The 21114-nt window shown below is 57.1% G+C and carries 8 protein-coding genes; 5 read left to right on the top strand and 3 right to left on the bottom strand.

All coding sequences use genetic code 11. The annotated features are described in order from the left end of the window. The first annotated feature begins 313 nt into the window (after window positions 1-313). Window positions 314-2440 carry a glycoside hydrolase family 16 protein gene (locus Q1A74_RS13190; RefSeq protein WP_299596841.1) on the top strand — a complete coding sequence of 709 codons (2127 nt, stop codon included), beginning with the start codon at window positions 314-316 and terminating at the stop codon, window positions 2438-2440. A gap of 141 nt (window positions 2441-2581) precedes the next feature. Here the strand turns inward: Q1A74_RS13190 and Q1A74_RS13185 are convergent, their stop codons facing one another. Continuing rightward, a complete protein-coding gene (locus Q1A74_RS13185) occupies window positions 2582-3736 on the bottom strand; it encodes an AraC family transcriptional regulator (RefSeq protein ID WP_299596838.1) in 1155 nt (384 codons plus the stop codon). 627 nt (window positions 3737-4363) lie between these two features. Between Q1A74_RS13185 and glk the strand changes: the two genes are divergently transcribed. After that, window positions 4364-5326 (top strand): glucokinase, encoded by a 963-nt coding sequence (glk, locus tag Q1A74_RS13180; protein ID WP_299596835.1) that lies wholly within the window; start codon window positions 4364-4366, stop codon window positions 5324-5326. A 78-nt stretch (window positions 5327-5404) separates the two neighbouring features. Here the strand turns inward: glk and Q1A74_RS13175 are convergent, their stop codons facing one another. Then, on the bottom strand, window positions 5405-8800 hold the full coding sequence (locus Q1A74_RS13175; protein WP_299596832.1) for an FG-GAP-like repeat-containing protein: 3396 nt from the start codon (window positions 8798-8800) through the stop codon (window positions 5405-5407). A 356-nt stretch (window positions 8801-9156) separates the two neighbouring features. On the opposite strand from Q1A74_RS13175, the gene Q1A74_RS13170 reads away from it, so the two are divergent. After that, on the top strand, window positions 9157-11952 hold the full coding sequence (locus Q1A74_RS13170; protein ID WP_299596829.1) for a TonB-dependent receptor: 2796 nt from the start codon (window positions 9157-9159) through the stop codon (window positions 11950-11952). Window positions 11953-12157: 205 nt separating this feature from the next. Here Q1A74_RS13170 and Q1A74_RS13165 read toward each other — a convergent pair whose 3' ends face one another. Continuing rightward, on the bottom strand, window positions 12158-13003 hold the full coding sequence (locus Q1A74_RS13165) for a universal stress protein (RefSeq protein WP_299596826.1): 846 nt from the start codon (window positions 13001-13003) through the stop codon (window positions 12158-12160). Between the two features lie 298 nt (window positions 13004-13301). On the opposite strand from Q1A74_RS13165, the gene Q1A74_RS13160 reads away from it, so the two are divergent. Continuing rightward, window positions 13302-15074, top strand: a complete 1773-nt coding sequence (locus Q1A74_RS13160; protein ID WP_299596823.1) for an alpha-amylase family glycosyl hydrolase — start codon at window positions 13302-13304, stop codon at window positions 15072-15074. 374 nt (window positions 15075-15448) lie between these two features. Continuing rightward, a complete protein-coding gene (locus Q1A74_RS13155) occupies window positions 15449-21106 on the top strand; it encodes a PQQ-dependent sugar dehydrogenase (protein ID WP_299596819.1) in 5658 nt (1885 codons plus the stop codon). Window positions 21107-21114: the final 8 nt, after the last annotated feature.

Raw genomic sequence — 21114 nt, 5'->3', positions numbered from 1 at the left:
CGGATTCCCGGCTGCCAGGTAGTGCCACCTTCGTGGGAACCTCTATTCTGGCAGCGGGATACAGAACAACAATAAAAATACTGCCGAGTAATCGGCTTCAAATGCAGTACCTCTTTATTAGTACTTCTTTAGTAGTACATCTTAAACGCAAACCGTAGTGACCTGATTTTAATCAGACATTGTGGATGTCCGGAGGAACTCTGGATATTTCCGCAATGGTTTGCTGCGCCCTGAAAAAGCGTCCGGCATGGAATGAGCCGAGTATTACATTTCTTTCCGGCAATCCAATAAACGATGCCTTATGGGAGAAATAATGAAAATAACCAATCTGATCAAAAAGAAACATCTGTGGCTGAGCGCGCTGTGCCTGGCGGCACAGCCGGTGCTAGCCAGTACTGCCACTGCGCAAGCAGATCCGGTGTGGGCGGATGAGTTCGACGGTGAGAAGCTCGACCGCAGTGTGTGGACCTATAACACGGGTGGCAGCGGTTTTGGCAACGGCGAGATGCAGTTTTATACCGCTTCCCAGAGCAATGCCTACATCGAAGATGGCAACCTGGTCATCGAGGCGCGCCGGGAAAATTACGAAGGAAAACCGTTCACTTCCGCTCGCCTGCATACCAATGGTCGTGTCGGTTTCCGCTACGGCACTCTGGAAGCGCGAATCAAACTCCCCAAACTGGATAACGGTTTGTGGCCGGCGTTCTGGATGCTGGGTGACAACTACGGTGTGGATGGTTGGCCGAAATCCGGCGAGATCGATATCCTGGAAGCCGGTTTTAAATCGGCAATCGACGACGGCAGTGTAAATAATGCCGTGTCTGGTGCCGTGCACTGGTGGCATGAGACCGGAACCTGGAGTGACTGGTTGCAGGCATCCCACGCCCAGCACGTGGTACTTGCCGACCCGCTGTATACGGATTACCGCACGTATCGGTTGGATTGGACTCCGGAGCAGATCGTTATCTCCGTGGACGACACCACCGTTCTCACCATGGATATCACCGCGCCTGAACTGTCTGAATTTCGCGACAATCCCATGCATATCCTGCTGAACCTGGCGGTGGGCGGTTGGAACTTCGTTGAGATTACCGACCCTGCGCAGATCACGGCAGACTTCCCGGCAAAAATGTATGTGGACTACGTGCGCCTGTATGCCAATGCGCATACCGAACTTGAAGTGGCCAGCGAGGAATACCTCAGCGGAGACTTTGGCGTTCTTACCGAAACCCACGCTGTGGATAATACTCTGGACTGGGAAGACAACACCAACCTCTATGTCTGGAGCAATATGCAAGACAGCGCTCCTACGCCGTTTGAAGGCAGCGAGGCACTGGGCTTCAGCGTGCAACCGGGGAACTGGTGGGGTATGGGACTACTGCACCCGGACTACAACCTGAAAAACTACCAGCACGGCACGCTCAATCTCGACATGCGCATTAACAGCGATGTAAATATTGAACTGCATATGATGAGTACCGCCGGCGGGCAGGGCACTGTTGTGCTGGCCAACGGTGGCGAACAGTATGGGCTGGTGCGCGATGGTGCCTGGCACAAGGTATCGATTCCGCTGTCGAAATTCGGTGGTGTGGATATGCAGACCGTACAGACCCTGTTCGCTATTTCCGGCCCGGCTCCCGCGGCGGCGTTCGAAATTGCCATCGACAATATTTACCTCACCGAAAGTGCACCACTGCCAGCACCGGAAAATGGCAGCTTTGGTATCTACACCGAAACGGCAGCCAATACCTCCGCCGGTGCGCTGGTAGAAGGGCAGGACAGTGACCTGTTTATCTGGGAGGGCACACTGAACCTTGCTGATGCCGCGACCGTAACCAATGCGTGGGAAGGCGAGACCGCACTCAACCTGTCTTCCACCGGCAAGGGCTGGTTTGGTATGGGCTTTGCCGCCCGCGAAGGGTTCGATTTCAGCGCCTTCGACAACAGTGAAGCGGCGTTGCACTTTTCCATGCGCACCACCGATCAGACGGAATTTCGTGTTGGCCTGAAGAGTGGCAATGTCGAGCACATAGGCCAGACCTGGGTAACCTTTACCCCGGGCAATGATCCGTACGGCTTCGTACGCGATGGCCAGTGGCAGGATATCGTTATTCCGGTTTCCAACCTGTCCGCGGATTTGGCGCTGACCGACATGCGTCAGTTGTTCCAGGTACTCGGCTTTGGCGAGATAAATGATCTGTCCATCGACAATATTTATTTCTCTGGTGGCGCAGCCACAAGCGCGGAGCAGGGAGCTTGCGAAGTGGTGCGCGAGCGCCTTAATTCGATCCTTGAAACATTGCGTTCACACAACGGAAAAGGCCTGTTTGCCGGCGGGTGGCTGGGGAAATTGCTAAGAATCAAGGAGGAGCGTCAGGTCTGGAAAGAGAAAAAACGCGAGCACCTGCGGGACTGGCGCGCCTGTCTGAAGAGCAAGTGAGCGGGTTAAAAAGGGCACCGCAGGGTGCCCACACGCCGTCTCCCGCTCGACGACGCAGCAGGACGGACGATCGAGGAACTGCGCCCAGTGGGTGCTACCCGCCGGCAAAAAACCGTCAGGCTGAATAAACGGAGATCGTTGTCAGGACGTCGCCCCCAATGCCAGTGACTTTTTGCGATATTCCGTGGGCGACATTCCCACTAGTCGGCTGAAGAAGCGGTGGAATGCGGATTTGCTGTTGAAGCCGGATTCCAGCAGCACGTCCAGCACGGTCATGTCGGCTTTTTCCGGATCAGACAGCAGTGCTTTGGCGGTTTCTACCCGGTAACTGTTCACAAACTCGAAGAAGTTTGTCCCGAAATGCTTGTTGATAACGGCAGAGACTTCTTTTGCGGGCAGATCGATCCGCTCGGAAAACTGTTCCAGGTTTAGGTTTTTTTTAAGGTAAATCTTGTCGCCCTCCATTGCGTTGCGCACCTTGGCAATCGCGGGCTCGGAGGGTTCTTCCTCGCTGCTGATCTCGCGGGTCTCCTCTTCGGGCTTGGTCACCAGTAACTGGTGTGCGTAGGTCAGGCTGTAGGCGAAAAATGCGTTGATCAGGATGAACGCCAGGTAGTTGTCAGCAATGCCCATGTAGTCCGCGACCACATCGCTGGAGAACTTTGCCACCACGTGTACCACCATGGTCCAGGTCCAGGCGATAAACACACCCCAGGTCAGGGCTGACAGCCAGGTCAGCTCTGTTTCAGAGAAGTGGGAGTACTCGTTTTTGAGCGCGTGGCGGTAGCGGCGAATCCGTCGTAGCGCAGCGGCGGCGTAGGCAAAAGGCACCAGAGCGGCCATGTCCCAGATAAATTCGGTCGCTGTAGACGGTAGAGGCAGCCCCGGGTTGGGGAGGTGCCGAAGGTCACCGCTGGAGAGCCCAAATACCGCGATACACAGAAGCCCGACCGCCGCGGGTAAAAGATGGAGCGCGTGGCGCTGGTTGAGGTTCAGTTTCTGCTGAGTCAGGGAGCAGACATACAGGTAGATGGCCGGCCCCTTTAATAGCAGAGCCGCGAACAACAGGTACGGCAGCAGAGTCTGTTCAAACCACGGAGCCACTGAGAACTGGTCGTTCCACAGCAGTAAAGTACAGGCTGAGGCCACTGCGATGATCAGCAGGAAGGCCGTTAGCAGGCGGCCATCGTGCCGCGCACGGGTGGGCAGGATCGACTGGAACACCGCCAGCAGCAGGCACTCCGCCGCGGTCATCAGCAGCACCACGTCGTGGATATTGAAGATGTATTCTTTCATGGGGTCATCGCCGAATGGTGTTTCGTTCTTATGGTTTTTTATCGCTCTTCTGGTAGCAGAGTATATGAGAATTCCCGCCGCGGGAGGAGCGTGGGCCGACGCCATCGCCTCTGGCTGACCATCCCGTTTGCAGAAAACCCGAAAGTGACACCGCCCAGTTTACCGATTCACTCAAAGTGGGGCGACGCAGCCTGGCGCTACAAGCAAACTGGTTTCATCGGGTTTCAACAACGCCTGTGCGGCGAGCGAGTTACTTTTGGTATTCCTCGGCGACTCCTGCCGCGCCGGTTGCCCGACATCATCTCTCTTCCTGCTAGTGGTCCTTTCTCGTCGACCTCCCGTAATAGCTGGACCGGCAGGTGCTCCCTGCCGGTATTTTTCTTTCCGAATCACGTTTCATGCTGCTCTCAAGGGCCTCTCCACACCCGCTCTGCCTGTAGATGATGCTCTGGGCGCCTCATCCCCCCAAATTTGTGACCGCCAGGAGGGGGGAGGGCTGGAGTTTTCGTCGGCAAATCATTACCTTATACCGCCATTTTTAAGGGTGTCTGTTTGCCCTGTTGGCGAATCGAGCTGGCCGGATTGTTGGCGGCTCCTGCTGCATAGAGAACGTGTAAGGAACACTTAATGACCAGAATCGTCGCGGATATCGGCGGAACCAACGCCCGCTTCGCCGTTGCCCACCCGCATCAGAGTGGTTATCGGCTCGAATCCATTCAGGTGGTGAATTGCGCCAAGTTTGCCGATTTCTACTCCGCGCTTGGTCAGTGGCTGGAAGGACTGGAGGGTCCGCAGCCCACGCAGGCCTGTATCGCAGTAGCCGGACCGGTCGAGAAGACCCCACAGGGCGGTCGTGTCACCATGACCAACCTGGGGTGGGATATCCGCGCAGAAGAGCTGTGTGCCCGTTTCTCCCTGGAGCGCGCTCTGGTGGTAAATGACTTCGCCGCGCTGGCGCTCTCCCTGCCGCGGTTGCAGAGCGAAGACAAGTGGGCCCTGCGGGACGTGCCCTCGGAAGCGAATGGCTGCATGGCCGTACTCGGCCCAGGCACCGGTCTCGGGGTGGCCGCAATCATCCATGAAGCGGGTGCTTACCGTGTGGTGCCGGGAGAGGGCGGCCATGCCAACCTTTCGGCGGGCAGCGAGCGCGAGCTGGAACTGCTGCAGATCCTTGCCCGCGAGCAGATGCCGGTCTACAACGAGTATGTGCTGAGCGGTGGCGGGCTGGTCAACCTGTACCGCGCGGTCTGCGCCCTGCACGGCCGCCCGGCGGAAGACTTCACCCCACCGGATGTGAGCAGCCGCGGCCTGGACGGCTCCGACCCGCTGTGCCGGGAAACCCTGATCGATTTCCTCAACTTCCTCGGCAGCGCCGCCGGTGATGCGGCCCTCTACTACGTGGCCCGCGGGGGTATCTTCCTCGGTGGCGGCGTGTTGCCGCGTATCGAAGCCCTGCTGCCGGAGAGCCACTTCGAGCAGCGTTTCACCAATAAAGGCCGCCTGAGTGACTGGCTGCAGGGCGTGCGTGTCGAGGTGCTGAAGGCCGGTTACCCTGCGCTGATCGGCGCCGCCGCCTGGCTGGAAAGCTGATCAGGCGGCATACCGTTACATTTAAATCACCCACGGAATCTGCTGGCCAGTCCGCAGACTGGCCAGCAAGCGGTGCGTTCAGCGGGTCACATTCATGCTGGCCCCGGTGCCGAAGCTCAGTTCCACAATGCCGTCCCCGTTGATATCGAGATAGTAAAGACTGTTTTTTGGTGAAGCGCTGATCAGCTCCGGGGAGCGGCTCACCTCTCTGCCGGATGCAGGGTCCAGCACACGCAGGAAGGCGCTGCCACCGCCGTAATAATTGGAAGGCCCGGTGCTGACCAGGAGGTTGCGCGCACCATCGCCATAACCTTCGATTGCAATGGTGGGGTAATCTCTGACATTCTCCAGTTGGAATACCGAGCGCAGAGTCAGGTTTGACTCATACACCAGAACCCAGCTGTCATCCGAGTAATAACTCGTCACCACGGCAATTTCCTGCTTTCCGTCACCATCGATATCCCCGACCGCCATATCCACAACACGGGAATTGTCGTAAATTTCTTCCAGTGCAGTAATACTGGTGGAGTGGACATTGTTGAAGCTTTCGCCTGCGGTGATGGTAATCCCGCTGGGGGACGCGGAGATGATTTCGTTGGTTCCATCCCCATCGAGATCCGTCACGGCGATATCCACGCCCCCCACTTCGCTATTGTTCCACAGCAGGGTAGAGGCGCTCGCATCGTAGGCGTAGGCGCCCGCATTGTAGGTAGTCACTACCAGGTCGGGGAGGTCGTCTCCGTTCAGGTCGCCGCTGTCGACGGCGACACCGGATGTTGTCAGCGGTGGTGCGGTCCAGATGTTACTGTCACTGGCCGGTTCATACAGATACACTTGGGGGTCGCGGATTTCGCTGGTGGCGATAAACAGTTCGTCGATACCATCACTGTTGAAATCCACGGGGCAGAAGGCGAAATAGCTGGTCCAGTTGCGGCCCCGTGTCGAGCTGATATCGAGGTCGCCGGTTACCGGATTGAAATAGAGAATACGTGAGTCTCCGTAACCACTGTCGGTTTCGAGGGTGGCAAATGCCAGCCGCTCCTCGCCACTGGCGAGGGCGATACGCTCACCCCCGAGGAACGGGCCGTCCAGCTGGCTGGGATCCAGGTTCGTCCACTCCTCCTCGAAGCCCGGGTTCATTCCCGCCATGTGCAGGGTATCTTCACCGGTACTGTCCGTGCCATCCGCCCACAGAATCTCCGGTGCACCGTCGTTGTCGCTATCGCCAATGGTGAGGGCGGTGGGGTCGTGCCGGTATCCAGTGATTACCCAGTCTTCACTCAGGCCGGTGGCGCGGTCGAACGAGTGGGCGGCGGCGCCATAGCCCCGCAGGATTTCCAGCGCCGGATCGCTGTCCAGATTGCCGAGGGCAATATTGGTTCGGTAATCAAGGTTCCGGCTGGCTACAGATGCCTTTTCGCGCACATCAAACACCTCCAGATAGTATTCATTGTCCGTGCCGAGTGTCACTCCGACGATCTCGTCTACGCCATCTGCGTCTACATCGCCGACGTGCACATCTCCGTAGCCAAAGCCGGTGCCGTGAATCCATTCATTGACATAGGTGGCGCCGTTAAACCCGTACACGTATCCCTTGGAAAACACCAGTTCCTGGCCTGCATCGTTGTCTACATTGCCCAGCGCCATACTGTTGCCCAGCGCCAGCTCGGAGGAGGACCACTCCAGCTCCAGCGTAGTGGCATTGCGTATCTGGGCGACCTGAGGGCTGTCGTAGCTGGATTCGCTGTTGATCAGCAGGGCCAGCTCCAGCTCGCCGTCGTTGTCGAGATCAGCGGGATAAATGGCCTTGACCGTGTTGCCATCGAGCTCGACGAACTGCTTCAGGGTTCTGGTGGCACCGTCCAGCACCAGTAGCTGGGTAAGGCCAACGAAATGACTGCTACTGATGCCCACAAAGATTTCATCGTGGTTGTCACCATCCAGGTCAGCCGCAGCGATTGAGGAAATCTTCTGCTCTACACCAGCGAGACTGAAGGGGTAGAGCCAGTCCTGCACGTAATCGGTACCGTTGAAGGTGAGGGTGAAAAGCCGTGAGTGGCCGTCGGTGATCAGTAGCTCGTTGTCACCGTCCTTATCAAGGTCGCGGATTCGTATCTGTTCGCGATTTTTCGGCACTTCGATACCGCTGCGGCTCAACGGGTACTGGCGGTCTTCATCAATGACACGGATGGTGCCACCCACTTCACCGGCTTCCGAATTGCTGGCGTCGGTGATGGCCCAGTTAAAATCGGTTTCTTTGCTAAACAGCGGGCCACCGGGTGTCCAGCTGACCAGGCCACTGTCATCGATACTCATGCCATTGGGGCGGGCGAGGAAGGCCAGCTCCACCGGTTCCGCGTCCGCGTCCTCTGCGTTGATCTGGAAGCTTACCGGCTCCCCGTACTCGGCGGTTTCCGGTGCGCCACTCACACTCAAGACCGCCGGACTGTCGGCGATGGTGATATGGGTGGACATGCTGTCTGCGCCCAGCCCGTCGGTGACCTCCAGAGTCAGAGTTACTACATCGCCTTTGCGGAAGTGCTCCGGTGCCAGCGTCTCGCCGTCGGCATCGGTAATGGCCTGGTCGTTCACCATCCAGGTGTAGACGTAGCTCAGCTCGCGGCCATCGTAATTGAGTACGCTGAATTCCGATTCCAGTGTGGTATCGGTAAAAGCCGGCTCCGGGGTGATCGCGAGGGTAATGAGATCCGGGGCGTTGTTGCGCACTTGGATGCGCACTTGCGCCGGCTCGGGAGTGAACTCGTCGTCGCTGACTGTCAACTGGAACACCAGCTCGCCGGTTTCGTCCGGCGAGGTGAAAGCGGTGTTGGCTGCGTCAGGGGTTCGTAGCGTGACCTCAGGGCCGGATACCTGTTCCCAGTGATACGTCAGCTCGTCGTCATCGGCGTCGTGTACATTGCCGTAGAGCCAGACGTTACGCAGGCTGGTTACCTGGCTCTCGGCGCTGGCCTGTACCACCGGAGCGCTGTTGAGGATGGTGGCGCTGGCGACCTGGCTGACGCTGTGCTCCTGGTCGGAAACGGTGACCTCCAGCTGCACTTCATCGCCCCTGGCAAAATAGTCCTGGTGCAGGTGGCCGCTGCTCTCTCCCGTGACCGCACTGCCGTTAACAAGCCAGGTGTACTTATAGTCCAGCCTGCCTCCGTCCGGGTCGGACGCGGAGAGGTTCGCAGACAGCGGGGTATTGGTGTAGGGCTCCACCGGGTTGATTGCCAGGTTGGCTATCTCCGGCGCGCGATTGACGGGGCCACCAGAACTGCTACTGGAGTTGCTGCCACCGGAGGAAGAGCTACTGCTGGAACTGCTCCCTGAGCTTCCGGACGCATTGCCGCCGGAACTGCTCGAACTACTGGACGCGCCGCCACCTGAGCCGCCACCTCCACCGCAGGCAGTGAGGGTCAGGGTACAGAGGGTCAACAACAAGGGGCGAATAGAGGGGGGGAGGGTCAACATGATCGCTTCCACAGAATTATCGTTATTAGGGGGCTGAATGTATTTGGTACAAGATCAGGTATTTTCGGTGAGGTAAGCGACGCAGAGCAAGGGGAATGCGGCCAGATACCGGGCAGCCTGCCCATATATACCTATTAGTCAGGTATGTGCCAGTCAGGTGGTTGAAGGCTGAATGTTTTTTGTTCAGGGCGTATAATGGGCCCTGCGTGGTGACCCGGCCGGTCGCTGATGGTAACTCCTCCTCCGCCGGCCCCAGCTTCTCCCCCCTCCTCCCCCCTCGGGGGTGGAGGATATGGACTTCGGGTAAGCCTAGGATGGCATTACTCACCATAACGATAAGTCCAAGGGAGAAGATGATGAGTCTGACTAACAAACATTTCCGGCCGGCACTGCTGTCGGCAGCCATCGCAGCAGCTGCGACCGCCTCCATGGGAGCCATTGCTCAGGAGCAGGATGAGACACTTAAGGATGAGGCACTTGAAGAGGTAGTCGTAACTGGTATTCGTTCCAGTATTCTGGGCTCCGTGGCTGCCAAGCGGAACTCTGATGTGGTTGCCGAAGTTGTCGATGCTGGTGACCTCAGCGCGCTCCCAGACAATTCTATCGCAGATGCCCTGACGCGCTTGCCCGGCGTTACCGCCGTGCGTACTGGCGGTCAGGCGAGCGGGCTGAATATTCGTGGTATGGATGGCGGCTTTGTATTTGCCACCCTGAATGGGCGGGAGCAGGTGACTACTGGCGGTAGTCGCGCAATTGAGTTCGACCAGTATCCATCAGAACTGATTTCACAAGCGACTGTTTACAAGTCCCCCAAAGCATCCCTGATCGAAGGCGGTGTTGCGGGCACGGTTGAGCTAAAAACAGTCAATCCGCTGGACAACGATCAAGATCACACCTTCCACGTCAGTACCCGCGGCATGATCAATGACCGTGGCGACGATATTACCGATGCTGACACCACTGGCCACCGGATGACGGCTTCTTACCAGGGTAAGTTCGCTGACGACACTCTGGGTGTGGCGTTGGGCTATGCACGCCTGTATCAGCCGAGTGCATCAAGCCAGTTTGTTGGTTTCCAATACAATGGTTCTACCGAAGTCGACGGTGAAACCGTGGCTGCCAGCGAAGGCTTCGAGGCTCAAGTTCGTGGCGGTGAAGAAACCCGCGATGGTTTCATGGGTGCAATCCAGTGGGAGCCCAACGAGAACCTGAGTGTTCAGGGCGATGTCTTCCATTCCAAGTTTGATTCCGAGAACTTTGCTCGCGGCTTCCGCGTTAAGAACGTGTTTGCCGGCAATATGAGTGACGAAACGGTGAACAATGGCGCGGTTACTGGTGCGACTGTTTCCAGTGATGGAACCGGCAACTTCGCTGTGTTCAATATCAACGACAATGACTCTCGTTACACCGAAGTGTTGTCCGGCGGTATCAACGTGACCTGGAGCCAGGGCCCGCTGACCCTTTCATCTGATATCTCATACTCAGAAGCCGACGGTGAGTTTGTTAACGGTGGTACCCGTGCGATTCTGTACAACGATGCCAGCAATCCTGCCGATGGTCGTGCCGCAGAGACGATTCACTACCTGCTGAATGGCCTGAACCCGGGTTCATTCACCGCTGATCAATCCTACACCGACCTGAACACCATTGCCCTGACTGAAGTGGGCATGTGGCCCTACATCAATCGCAATGAACTGAATGCCTACAAGTTCGACATGAAGTACGACTTGAATACGGCTTTCTTCTCCTCCGTTGAAGCAGGCGTGCGTTATTCCGAGCGTGAATTTTCTGCTCAGCGCCAACAGGCTGGTTACGGTTGGGAATTCGGTGGCCACCCCTCTGAGCTGCCGATCCAGTTAACCGCGGACATGGTGGATGCACAGAGCTTCGGTGGTGAGCTGTCTGGTTACCCGGACTTCCTTGCGATTGATTTTGATCAGGCCGTTGCCCTGGTCAACGCTGCCAATGCCGCAGCGGGAAGAGACCCCTTTGTTGCCACTTCTAACTGGGACAACAACTGGACCATGATCCAAAGCGGTGATGTCAACGAAGACGTCCTCGCGGCATACTTCCAGGCAAATATTGATACCGAAATGTTGGGTGTCAATGTGACCGGTAACATGGGCCTGCGTGTGGTCAATACCGATCAATATAGTACTGGCCTTCTCCAGGTCGGCGGTGGATTGGGCACTCCAATTACCGACGAACGCGGTGTAACCAACTCCGATTACATTGTCAGCACTGTAGGCCAAGAATACACCGACTACCTGCCGTCTATTAACCTGAACTTCCACCTGACCGATAACGACCAGTTGCGCTTCGCGCTCGCCAAGGTGATGTCTCGCCCGCCGATTGATAAGCTCAAGGCTGGTGGTGGCTCTTGGGTTGAACAAGGGGCAACTGAGGACAAGTTCAACGTTTGGGGTAATACCAGCCCGCTGCTGAGCCCGATGTATGCCAACCAGCTGGATATCTCTTACGAGCACTACTTTGAAGAAACGGAAGGGGCCATTGTCGCCGCGCTTTTCTACAAAGATATTGAATCTCTCGTAACCGATATCACCATTGACCCGTTTGATTTTGCTGCGGCAGGTATTGATATTCCTGACGTGAATCCGGAATCTGGAAATCCCTTCGTTGGTGGCCAGTTCCAAACTGCGTATAACAATGAAGACGCTGGTTATATCCAGGGTATTGAACTTGCCTATACGCAAACTTTGGAATTCCTGCCCGGTGTCTGGTCTGGACTTGGTTTCACCACAGGCTACTCCTACACCGATAGCGAAATTGAAGCGGAAACTGGTCTCAGTGGCGCGTCCATCCGGATTCCTCTGCCGGGTCTTTCCAAGAACGTATTCAACACCACCGTGTTCTTTGACTACGACAATTTCTCGACCCGCGTAAGTGCACGTTACCGTGACACCTACGTTGGTGAGCAGGTTGCGGTTGATAGTCAACTGGCATTCTTTGACTCCGAAACAGTCGTTGATTACCAAGCGTCATATCAGCTCGATAGCGGTGTACAGTTTGTATTCCAGGCGAACAATCTGACCGATGAACCCAACAAGACCTACTTCGGTAACGAGGCCCAAACCGGTACAATCCAGTACTTTGGTCGTCAGTACTTCCTGGGTGTAAACTATACGTTCTAAGTCGTGGGAGTCTGTCCCGTGGGCGTGCCCTCGGGATTCAAAAGAATGCCTGTCGAGCAATGCTTGATGGGCATTTTTTTTAAGGGAAATGGTTTGAAATATTTTCTGCTTTCCGTGAATCCACTTGGTTCAACGGTTTTAAGGTAAGTCTTGGGGTGAAGAGGAGGAGATGGGCCCCGTGAATACGGAGCCCTGAAAAAGTGCGTTAGTGCGCAGTTGTCGTAAACGCGTTACAAACCATCACATCGGACTCTACAGAGCCAATCACCCGCTCGGCGGTATTGCCGCGCAGCAGGGAACCGGTCTCGCCGTACTGGTTCAGGGTGCCCATCACCACTACGTCTGCATCGATTTCCTTGGCAATTTCGGCAACCACTTCGTTGGTATAACCCTGCTTCACGTGGATGCGATCGGTGGGAACGCCGGTTTTCTTGGCCAGCTTGGCCAGAGCACCGCGGTCCGGGTAGAGCATGGAGTCCAGGTAAGCGTTGACCAGGTGCAACTCGGCACCATACACCTCGGCGATGTAGTTGGCGCGCTCGGTGATCTGGCGGTTGAGCTGGCGTTGCTGGGTGCTCTGGGCCTGATAGTTGACGGTGGCCAGTACCACCTTGCGGCGATCTTTGGCGCCCGGGCGGATCAGTACTACCGGGCATTTGGCCTGCTTCAGCACCTGCCATTTGGATTCAGCGAAGGTGAAACGACGGCTGCTGGTGCGAGCGTGCACTGGCAAGTAGATCATTTCCGCGTTGTAGCGTTTGGCTTCCTGAATGATTGCGCCTTGCCAGTCACTGGACCAACAGACATTGATCTCGAACTCCACTCCGGCTTCTTCGATGGGCGAGCGGATCTGGTCGCGGAACCAGAACTCGTCGCGGAACAGGTGATCGTTCACCGCGCGGGTGTCGACGGCTTCACCATCGACGGCCACGAATACGGCCAGTTTTGGCTGCGGGTTGCGCTCGCGGGCGGTGGCCAGGGCGCGCTCCAGGGCTACGTGGCGGTCATCGTTGGGATCTACTACCACAAATACAACAGGTTTCTCCTGCATGTTCACTCCTTCAAAATTAGAAATCTGGTTCCCTAAGTGCTCTCATCAAGTGTTGTTACTTAAGAGTGCTCTCTGCGCAGTCCTGTTTCTTCTCCAGCGCAGATGTACCGCCCTCTATTCTGGAGGCCCCTTGTAGTGGGCTCTTCTCGGTTTTGGGCGGCCCCGCGAGCGGGGAATCAAGACTATCACCAGCTGCCGATTTTTTCATCTACGCCCCGCCCCGGGAGGATGAATCTGTGGAACAGATAGGTACATTAGGTTGCAGTGATGACCGTTCGATAACGACGAAGAGAAGATAATGAAAAAAATGACCGGTTTGGCTGCGCTGATCTCCGCAGCGGCATTGACCATCACCGCCTGCTCCGACGGCGGCGCAAACCCCGCGGCAGACTCCGAGGCTGGCTCGCAGGCATCCTCGCACGATGTGGCGAGCACCGCCTTGACTGAGGTCAAGCAGACAGTCGCGGATTCCTTCTCGACCACAGACCAATTCTGGAATAGTGCCACTATCTATTTCATGCTCCCGGACCGTTTCCACAACGGCAATCCAGACAATGACCTGTCCTATGGTCGCAAAGGGGATGCGGCGCATATGCGCGGATTCCTCGGCGGCGACCTGCGCGGCGTGATCCAGAAACTGGAAGAAGGCTACTTCACCGACCTGGGTGTGGACGCTATCTGGATGTCGCCGGTGATCGAGAATGTCCACGGCTATGACGAGGGTGATAAACGCACCTACGCCTTCCATGGCTACTGGCCAAAAGACTGGACCGCGGTGGACGCCAACTTCGGGTCCGAAGCCGAACTGGCGGAGCTGATCCAGGTGGCTCGGAGCAAGGGTGTGCGTATCCTGCTGGACGTAATCATCAATCACACCGGTCCGGTTACCAGTGTTGACCCGCTGTGGCCCTCCGACTGGGTGCGTACCAACCCCCAGTGCGACTGGAGCAGTTTTGCCCAGAACGTGCAGTGCGCGCTGACCGACAACCTGCCAGACATTCTCACGGAGAGCGAACAGCCCGTAGACCTGCCGCCTCAGCTTACCGAAAAGTGGCAGCGCGAAGGCCGTCTCGACCAGGAAGTGGCGGAGCTGGATGCTTTCTTTGCGCGTACGGGCTATCCGCGCGCGCCCAAGTACTACATCGTTAAATGGCTTACCGACTGGGTGCGTGAATACGGCGTAGATGGTTTCCGTGTGGATACCGTCAAGCACGTTGAGCCGGAAATCTGGGCGGTACTGAAAAAAGAAGCCAGCCTGGCGCTGGTGGAATGGAAGGAGAGCAACCCGCAACAAGCGCTGGATGATCGCGACTTTTTTATGGTGGGTGAGGTTTACCACTACGGCGTCAACAATTTTGCCAGCAGCGATGGCCGACTGTATGACTTCGGTGATCGCAAGGTGGATTTCTTTAACTACGGATTCGACAGTCTGATCAATATGGGCTTCGCCGCCCACGCGGACCAGGATATGGAGAGCATTTTCAGCGAGTACTCGAGCATCCTGCACGGCGGCGCGCTGGACGGTGTTTCCGTGCTGAATTACCTCGGTTCGCACGACGACCAAGGCTCTTACGACCGCGAGCGCAAGCAGGTGAAAACCGCCGCGCTGAAACTGATGCTGGCACCCGGTGCGGCGCAGATCTACTATGGTGACGAAATCGCGCGCCCGATGATTGACGAGCAGGCCTACGGCGATGCCTCCATGCGTGTGCCCATGGACTGGAGCAGTATTGAGCGGGCCAAGACCAGTGAGATTTTGAGCCACTGGCAGAAGCTTGGACAGTTCCGTCAGTCTCATCTGTCGGTGGGTGCTGGTGTGCACCAGCAGCTGAGCGAAACACCATATATCTTTTCTCGTACTCTGGACGAGGATCACGTAATGGTTGCGCTGGATATGCCCGCCGGAGAAAAGTCGGTAGATGCGGCTGACGTTTTCGCTGAAGGCACACTGGTAAAAGATTACTATTCCGGCGCCGAGGCCCGGGTAGAAAGTGGCGTGCTCACATTCAATACCGAATTCGACACCCTCTTGCTGGGTGCGGTTGAACCCACAGAGATCACTGCACGCTAAACGCTCTTGATGGCATCAATGTAACCGAGTAACCGAACACCTTGTCATTCCCGCACAGGCGGGAATCCAGGCGCCCCGGGGCCAGCTACGGCCCCAACTTATCTTTCTCGTCGAAAGGCTTGCCGGCTCTAGAGTTTCTAGCGCCGGCTTTTTTTTGCCTGAATATTTTCCCCGCGCCATCTATTGTGAATGGCGGCGCAGCAGTTCTCTACGCCCCTGGGGAGGGTGAGGTAATCCCCCGGTAACGGAGTAACTTGAAGCTGTGCCATAGCGGTTCCTGCACATACCGCTGAGAGGTTGTCAGCGAATAATTAAAAGTCGCCCACAATACGTAGGGCGGCCATCCGGATAACAATAACTCCCGGAGCATAGCGATGATTTCTGCCCCTGTGAAAGCCGGAGTGTCTCACTCTGTGGCTGCCGTTTGCCTGCGCGCGTGTGTTGCGCTGGCTTGTCTGCTCGCCCTACCGCTCGGCGCCAGTGCGCAAACCTGGTCCGAGGCCTGGTTTCGAGGTACGCCCAACGACTGGGATACCACGGCCATGACCTACGACGCCACCGCCGGTGTCTGGGTCACCGAGCAAACGTTTGACAGCGCCAACCCCCGTTTCAAAATCAGTCACTTCCAGAACTGGAATGAGGCGTATCCAGGCGCTGACTACTCGGTGGAAAATGGCCGTTACCGCATCACGTTTGACGATGTCAGCAAAGCCATCGCGGTGTCTGAAATCGCCGCACCGCCCCCCGAACAAACCGCAGCCAGTATTTGCTTCGACAACCCACAGAACTACGCGGCGCCGCATATCTATTTCTGGAACCCGGCTCCCGGCGGCAGCGTCAGTAACCTGCCCGGTTGGCCCGGTGTGGCGATGACGGTATCTGCGGGAAATTACTGCTATGACTTCGCGGACCATTTGAACAATGACGTCATGCCGGATTCACTCAGTGTCATCTTCAGTGACAATGGTAGCCAACAGACGGCGGACCTGATGTACAGCGGCGATCCCTGTTACATCAACAATCAATGGTTGCCGGCAGTGATCTGTGGGTTAGATGAAGAGCCGGACGATGATCTTCCCCCAAGCGCGCGTCCAATGTTGGCACAACCGCTGAACTTTCCCATTAGCGGTAATGTCTCCGATGGAAATTACCGCTTCGAAGTGGCCTATCCGAACCTTCAGGGGCAGTTTATGTCCCCGGTGATGGTGATTCCGGATGGCATCAACGACTTGATTTATGTGGTGGACAAAACCGGAGCTATCTTTGCCTTTCCCAATCGCGAAGATGTGGCGCCGGGCGAAATCCGCGAACTGCTGAATATCAATAGCGAGGTGCGCAACTACCACGAACAGGGGCTATTGAGCATGGCCTTTGATCCGGGCTATGCCAGTAATGGCCATATTTATATCTATTACATCCACGGTACCGATGACAACGTGCGCGCTCCCGATGGCAGTTACGGCGACGCGATCCTTGAACGCTGGACCGTAGATAACCCGAATGATCCGTCGCAGGCTTTGGCTTCTTCGCGCACGGAAATACTGCGGGTGCCCCAGCGCGGCCCGGACCACAAAGGTGGCATGATGCAGTTCCACCCAGAGGACAGTTACCTTTACTTAAGTATTGGCGACGGCGCTTACGGACACAGCGCCACCATGAGTTACCCGGAAGATCCACGCACCAATAACGGCGCCCAGGAAACCGATAATCTTCTGGGAACCTTTATCCGTATCAAACCGCTGGAGCAGGCGGTCAAAGGGAAATACTACGCAATCCCGGCGGATAACCCGTTTGTCGGAGTGTCCGGTTTCCGCGAAGAAATCTGGTCTTACGGCCATCGCAACCCCTGGCGCTGGAGCTTCGATACCGAAGCGCCCTATATCCTGTGGGAAACCGAAGTGGGGCAGGCCGGATTTGAAGAGGTCAATCTGATCGAGAAGGGGAAAAACTACGGCTGGCCGGTGTGTGAAGGCACCAACAACCGCGGCGACCTTGGCGGTGACCCGGGTAAAAATTGCAGCACCGATTTCGAGCCGCCGCGGGATGGTTATGCGCACCCAACCGGTTACTCGATTATCGGCGGTGTCGTTTATCGCGGAAACTCCCTGCCTGGTCTGAGCGGAAATTTCGTATTCGGTGATTACGTCACCAAGCGTATCTGGTCCATTGTCGATGGCGAAGCCAAAGCACTGATCAGTGATGCCTTCCCAGAAAACATCGCCTCCTTCGGTACTGATCTGAGTGGCGATACGTTGCTAGTCTCCACCTACGGCGTGGAGTACGGCGGTCAGTCCACCATCTATAAAGTGCTGGACGACGATGCGGAGGCGGCGGTGATTCCTACCAAGCTTTCCGAAACGGGGCTGTTTGCCAATCTGGAAACGCTGGAGCCGGTGAGCGGTGTCATCGAATACGCACTCAACACCGAGGGCTGGTTCGACGGTGCGGACCTGCGGCATTTTATTGCGGTGCCCAATAACCAGCAGGTCGACTTTGATGAAACCAGTAAATGGGATCTGCCGATCGGCACCGTGCTGGTAAAACACCAGAGCATTGCCGCTGCAGATAATCCGCAAAAGCCGTTTACCACTTCCGTACTGTTCCGCCAGGATACCGGCAAGTGGCAGGCAGCCAACTATTACTGGAACAGCGCCGGTAGCGATGCTGATCTTGTAACCGAAACCCTCACAGTGATGGATGGCGGCCTTGAAAACCGTCAGCGGGCCGTGCAGTCAGCCGCCGACTGCGGATCCTGCCACATAGGAAGTGGCAGTCGCGAGCCCCTGGCGGTGCACACCCGTCAGCTGAACCGGGCGTTTCAGTATGGCGAAACCGATACCTCGGTGGCCAATCAGCTGGATGTGTTCAACACCATCGCGCTGCTATCGGAAGACATCGGTAGTGCCGACAGCCACGATGTCTTCGTGGATGCGGCAGATACCAGTGCGGATCTCGATGAACGCGCTCGTACTTATCTTGAAACCAACTGTTCCCACTGTCACGCCAGCGGCTTTATGGACCTGCGCTACGACACTCCGCTCGGGGATATGCGCCTGGTCAATGTGGAAACCACCGGCGGTGCAGCCCGTCTGCGTCCCTTCGATCACGCCAACAGCCTGGCGTACATCTACCAGACCACCGATAACAACCGCATGCCCAAAGGCACCCGTTACACCAATCCAGTGGCGGAAGCATTGTTCCGCGAGTGGATCGATGGCACCAGTCTGCAGCAGGTGGGTATTCAGTTGGATGCCGACAGTGATCGCCTGAATGGCGGCGATGCGCTGACGGTGCAGGTGAATTCTCTGTACGACAACGGATTTACCGCACCGGTGCCCAATACACCGAGCGTGAGCTCCAGCAATAGCAATGTGCTCGCGGTGGAAGCGGTGGGCCGCGATGACTTTGTATTGCGCGCGGGCAACACAGGTACTGCCATTGTCACCGTGCAGCAGGGCGGATTCAGTGCTCAGTTGACCATTGCGGTGACTTCCATCGACACCGCCATCACCGGGCTCGAGATTGCGCCCAAGGGGCAATCCCTGGAAAGCAGCCGCCAGCTCGTTGCGGTGGGTCTTCGCGCTGATGGCACCCGGGAAAATATCTTCGGGCAGGTCAGCTGGTCGGTTGCCAGTGGTCCTGCCAGCATCGATCAGAATGGTCTGGTCACCCGCACGGGCACCGGCGCCGTTACCGTAGAGGCGAGCCTCGGTGAATTCACTGCGTCATTAAATTTGGCGGAAGGTTTTGATGGCATCCGCCTGCGTTACGACAACCCGGACAACTGGGCGCAGGTCTATGTACACCTGTTTGTCACCGTCGACGGTCAGGACCAGGCGCTGACCCAGTGGCCGGGGCTGTTGATGAGCGGGCCCGATGCCGATGGCTGGTGGACCCACTCCGTAGAGCAGGAAGATCTGCACAACGGCCAGGTCAATCTGGTGTTTAACAGTGGCGGTGGCCAGCAGACCGGAGACCAGCGGAATATTGGAGAATCCTCCAGTTTTGTCGGCGGCGCCTGGGAACCCTGGACACCGGAAGGCCCGGTTGGTGGCGATACTTCGCGAGTGTCCGTGGTGGGTGGCACGACGGCAGACGGCGGACGGGATTACGCCATCGGTAGCGTGATTACCGTCAATGCCAGCGACGCGCCGCTGGGTACTATTTTCGGTGGTTGGAGTGGCGATGCAGCACCTTATATCGTCAGCGATCCATCGTTGCCGCAGGTGCAGTTACTGATTCCTCAGCACGACCTTTCTCTGGTGGCACTCTTCCCCAGTGCAACCAATGAATACGAGGCCGGGCAGAATTTTTATGCCGCGCAATGTGCAAGCTGTCACGGAGACCAGGGCCAGGGTGCCGTTGCCCAGGCACTCGCCGGAACCGGCGGCAACTGGCAGTTGGGGGATCTCACCCAGTACATCGAAGACTTTATGCCCATGGACGCCGCTGCCAATTGTACCGGCGACGAGGCCGGTGCCTGTGCCTATGAAGTGGCGCGGCTGATTGTGGATGAAGCCTGGGACAGCGGTAGCTGCAACAGCAGCGACTGCGATGGCAGCAACTTGGATCAGCGCAACCTGCGTCTGCTTACCCGGGAGGAATACCTCAATAGTGTGCGGGATATTTTCGGCATCGATTTCGATAGCTCGCTGATGAATCCCGTTCCCGCAGACGGTCGCTATCGCAACTTCGACACTGCGTCTTATCTTTCCGCGGACAACGATCGCACCCTGGGCTATGAAATGGTTTCAGAGCAGGTCGCGGATCTGGCCATTGGGCAAACCGGTTTTATGAATCTGGTGAGCGGCTGTGGCGATGTGCAGTGTGTGGTGGATACTCTCGGCTTCCGCCTGTTCCGGCGCCCGCTGCAGAGTGCGGAGATATCCCGCTACGCAGGGCTCTACAGTAGCGACGACGATGGCCGCCTGGCCCTGCAGGCCATGCTGATGTCGCCGCACTTTATGTATCGTTCCGAGCTGGGCGCGCTGGACAGTGAGAGCGAATTGTACCGGCTCGACAACTACGAAGTGGCAACACTGCTGTCCTACACCTTCTGGGTCACCACCCCGGACGACACACTGTTGCTGGCTGCAAGCGAACAGAACTTTGATATCGCAGCGCAGGTGGATCGTCTGCTGGCGGATCCGCGCGCGGAACGTGGCCTGCGCCGATTTATCGGTGGCTGGTTGATCAACAACCAGTACCCCTTCCCGGGAGTGAGTGATATCGATCTGGTGTCCGCCTTCAAGGAAGAGACCGTAGGTTTCGTGCTGGAAAATATCCGCACCAATGCCGCCTTCGGCGAATTGCTCTCCGCCAATTACACCTGGGCCAACGACGATCTCGCGGCACATTACGGCCTGGATAGCGCTGGCAGTGATTGGGCTATGCGGACTTTCCCTGCGGGTGATCCGCGTAGTGGTAGCGGCCTGCTGGGGCACGGCAGCTTCCTCGCCTCGCGCACCAGTACCGTTAACCCGGCACCGATCAAACGCGGTGTCTATGTGCGGGAAGTGCTGATGTGCCAGGAGTTCCCACCACCGGCTGCTGCGGACTTCAATGTGGTGTTTGAAGATACCGACAGCAATCGGGAGGCCACCGCCCGCCACACCTCCGATCCCGCCTGCGCCGCCTGTCATCAGTTCATCGACGGTGTCGGTTTCGGTTTCGAGCGATTCGGCAGCGATGCGCTTTACCGCACCATCGAAACCATCGGTACCGGTGAGCAGCGCGAGATCGACGACAGCGGCAGCATCAAGAGTCTGTACACACCGGCCACGGTGATGGATCCCACCAGTGCCAGTTACGATTTCTATTCAGTGCCGGAACTGGCCAGCCTGATCGCCGGTAGCGACCAGGGCGAGGCATGCTTTGCGCGGCAGTTCTACCGCTACGTGGTAGGGCGCGAAGAGGGCGCCAGCGATGATGTGATTATTCACACTGCCAGTGAAGACCTGCGTAACGGCGGTGGTATGCGCGATATGTTGCGAACGCTCGTACTTTCCGATGCATTCACTTTGCGCCGCTAGGAGATAAC

Source organism: uncultured Microbulbifer sp. (assembly GCF_947504145.1).
GTDB lineage: Bacteria > Pseudomonadota > Gammaproteobacteria > Pseudomonadales > Cellvibrionaceae > Microbulbifer.
This window is presented reverse-complemented; position numbering and strand designations above follow the sequence as displayed.

What these genes read in the sequence shown, in the direction of transcription:
- Q1A74_RS13190 (WP_299596841.1), top strand. Translation starts at nt 314, where the DNA reads ATGAAAATAACCAATCTGATCAAAAAGAAACATCTGTGGCTGAGCGCG.
- Q1A74_RS13185 (WP_299596838.1), bottom strand. Translation starts at nt 3,736, where the DNA reads ATGAAAGAATACATCTTCAATATCCACGACGTGGTGCTGCTGATGACC.
- glk (WP_299596835.1), top strand. Translation starts at nt 4,364, where the DNA reads ATGACCAGAATCGTCGCGGATATCGGCGGAACCAACGCCCGCTTCGCC.
- Q1A74_RS13175 (WP_299596832.1), bottom strand. Translation starts at nt 8,800, where the DNA reads ATGTTGACCCTCCCCCCCTCTATTCGCCCCTTGTTGTTGACCCTCTGT.
- Q1A74_RS13170 (WP_299596829.1), top strand. Translation starts at nt 9,157, where the DNA reads ATGAGTCTGACTAACAAACATTTCCGGCCGGCACTGCTGTCGGCAGCC.
- Q1A74_RS13165 (WP_299596826.1), bottom strand. Translation starts at nt 13,003, where the DNA reads ATGCAGGAGAAACCTGTTGTATTTGTGGTAGTAGATCCCAACGATGAC.
- Q1A74_RS13160 (WP_299596823.1), top strand. Translation starts at nt 13,302, where the DNA reads ATGAAAAAAATGACCGGTTTGGCTGCGCTGATCTCCGCAGCGGCATTG.
- Q1A74_RS13155 (WP_299596819.1), top strand. Translation starts at nt 15,449, where the DNA reads ATGATTTCTGCCCCTGTGAAAGCCGGAGTGTCTCACTCTGTGGCTGCC.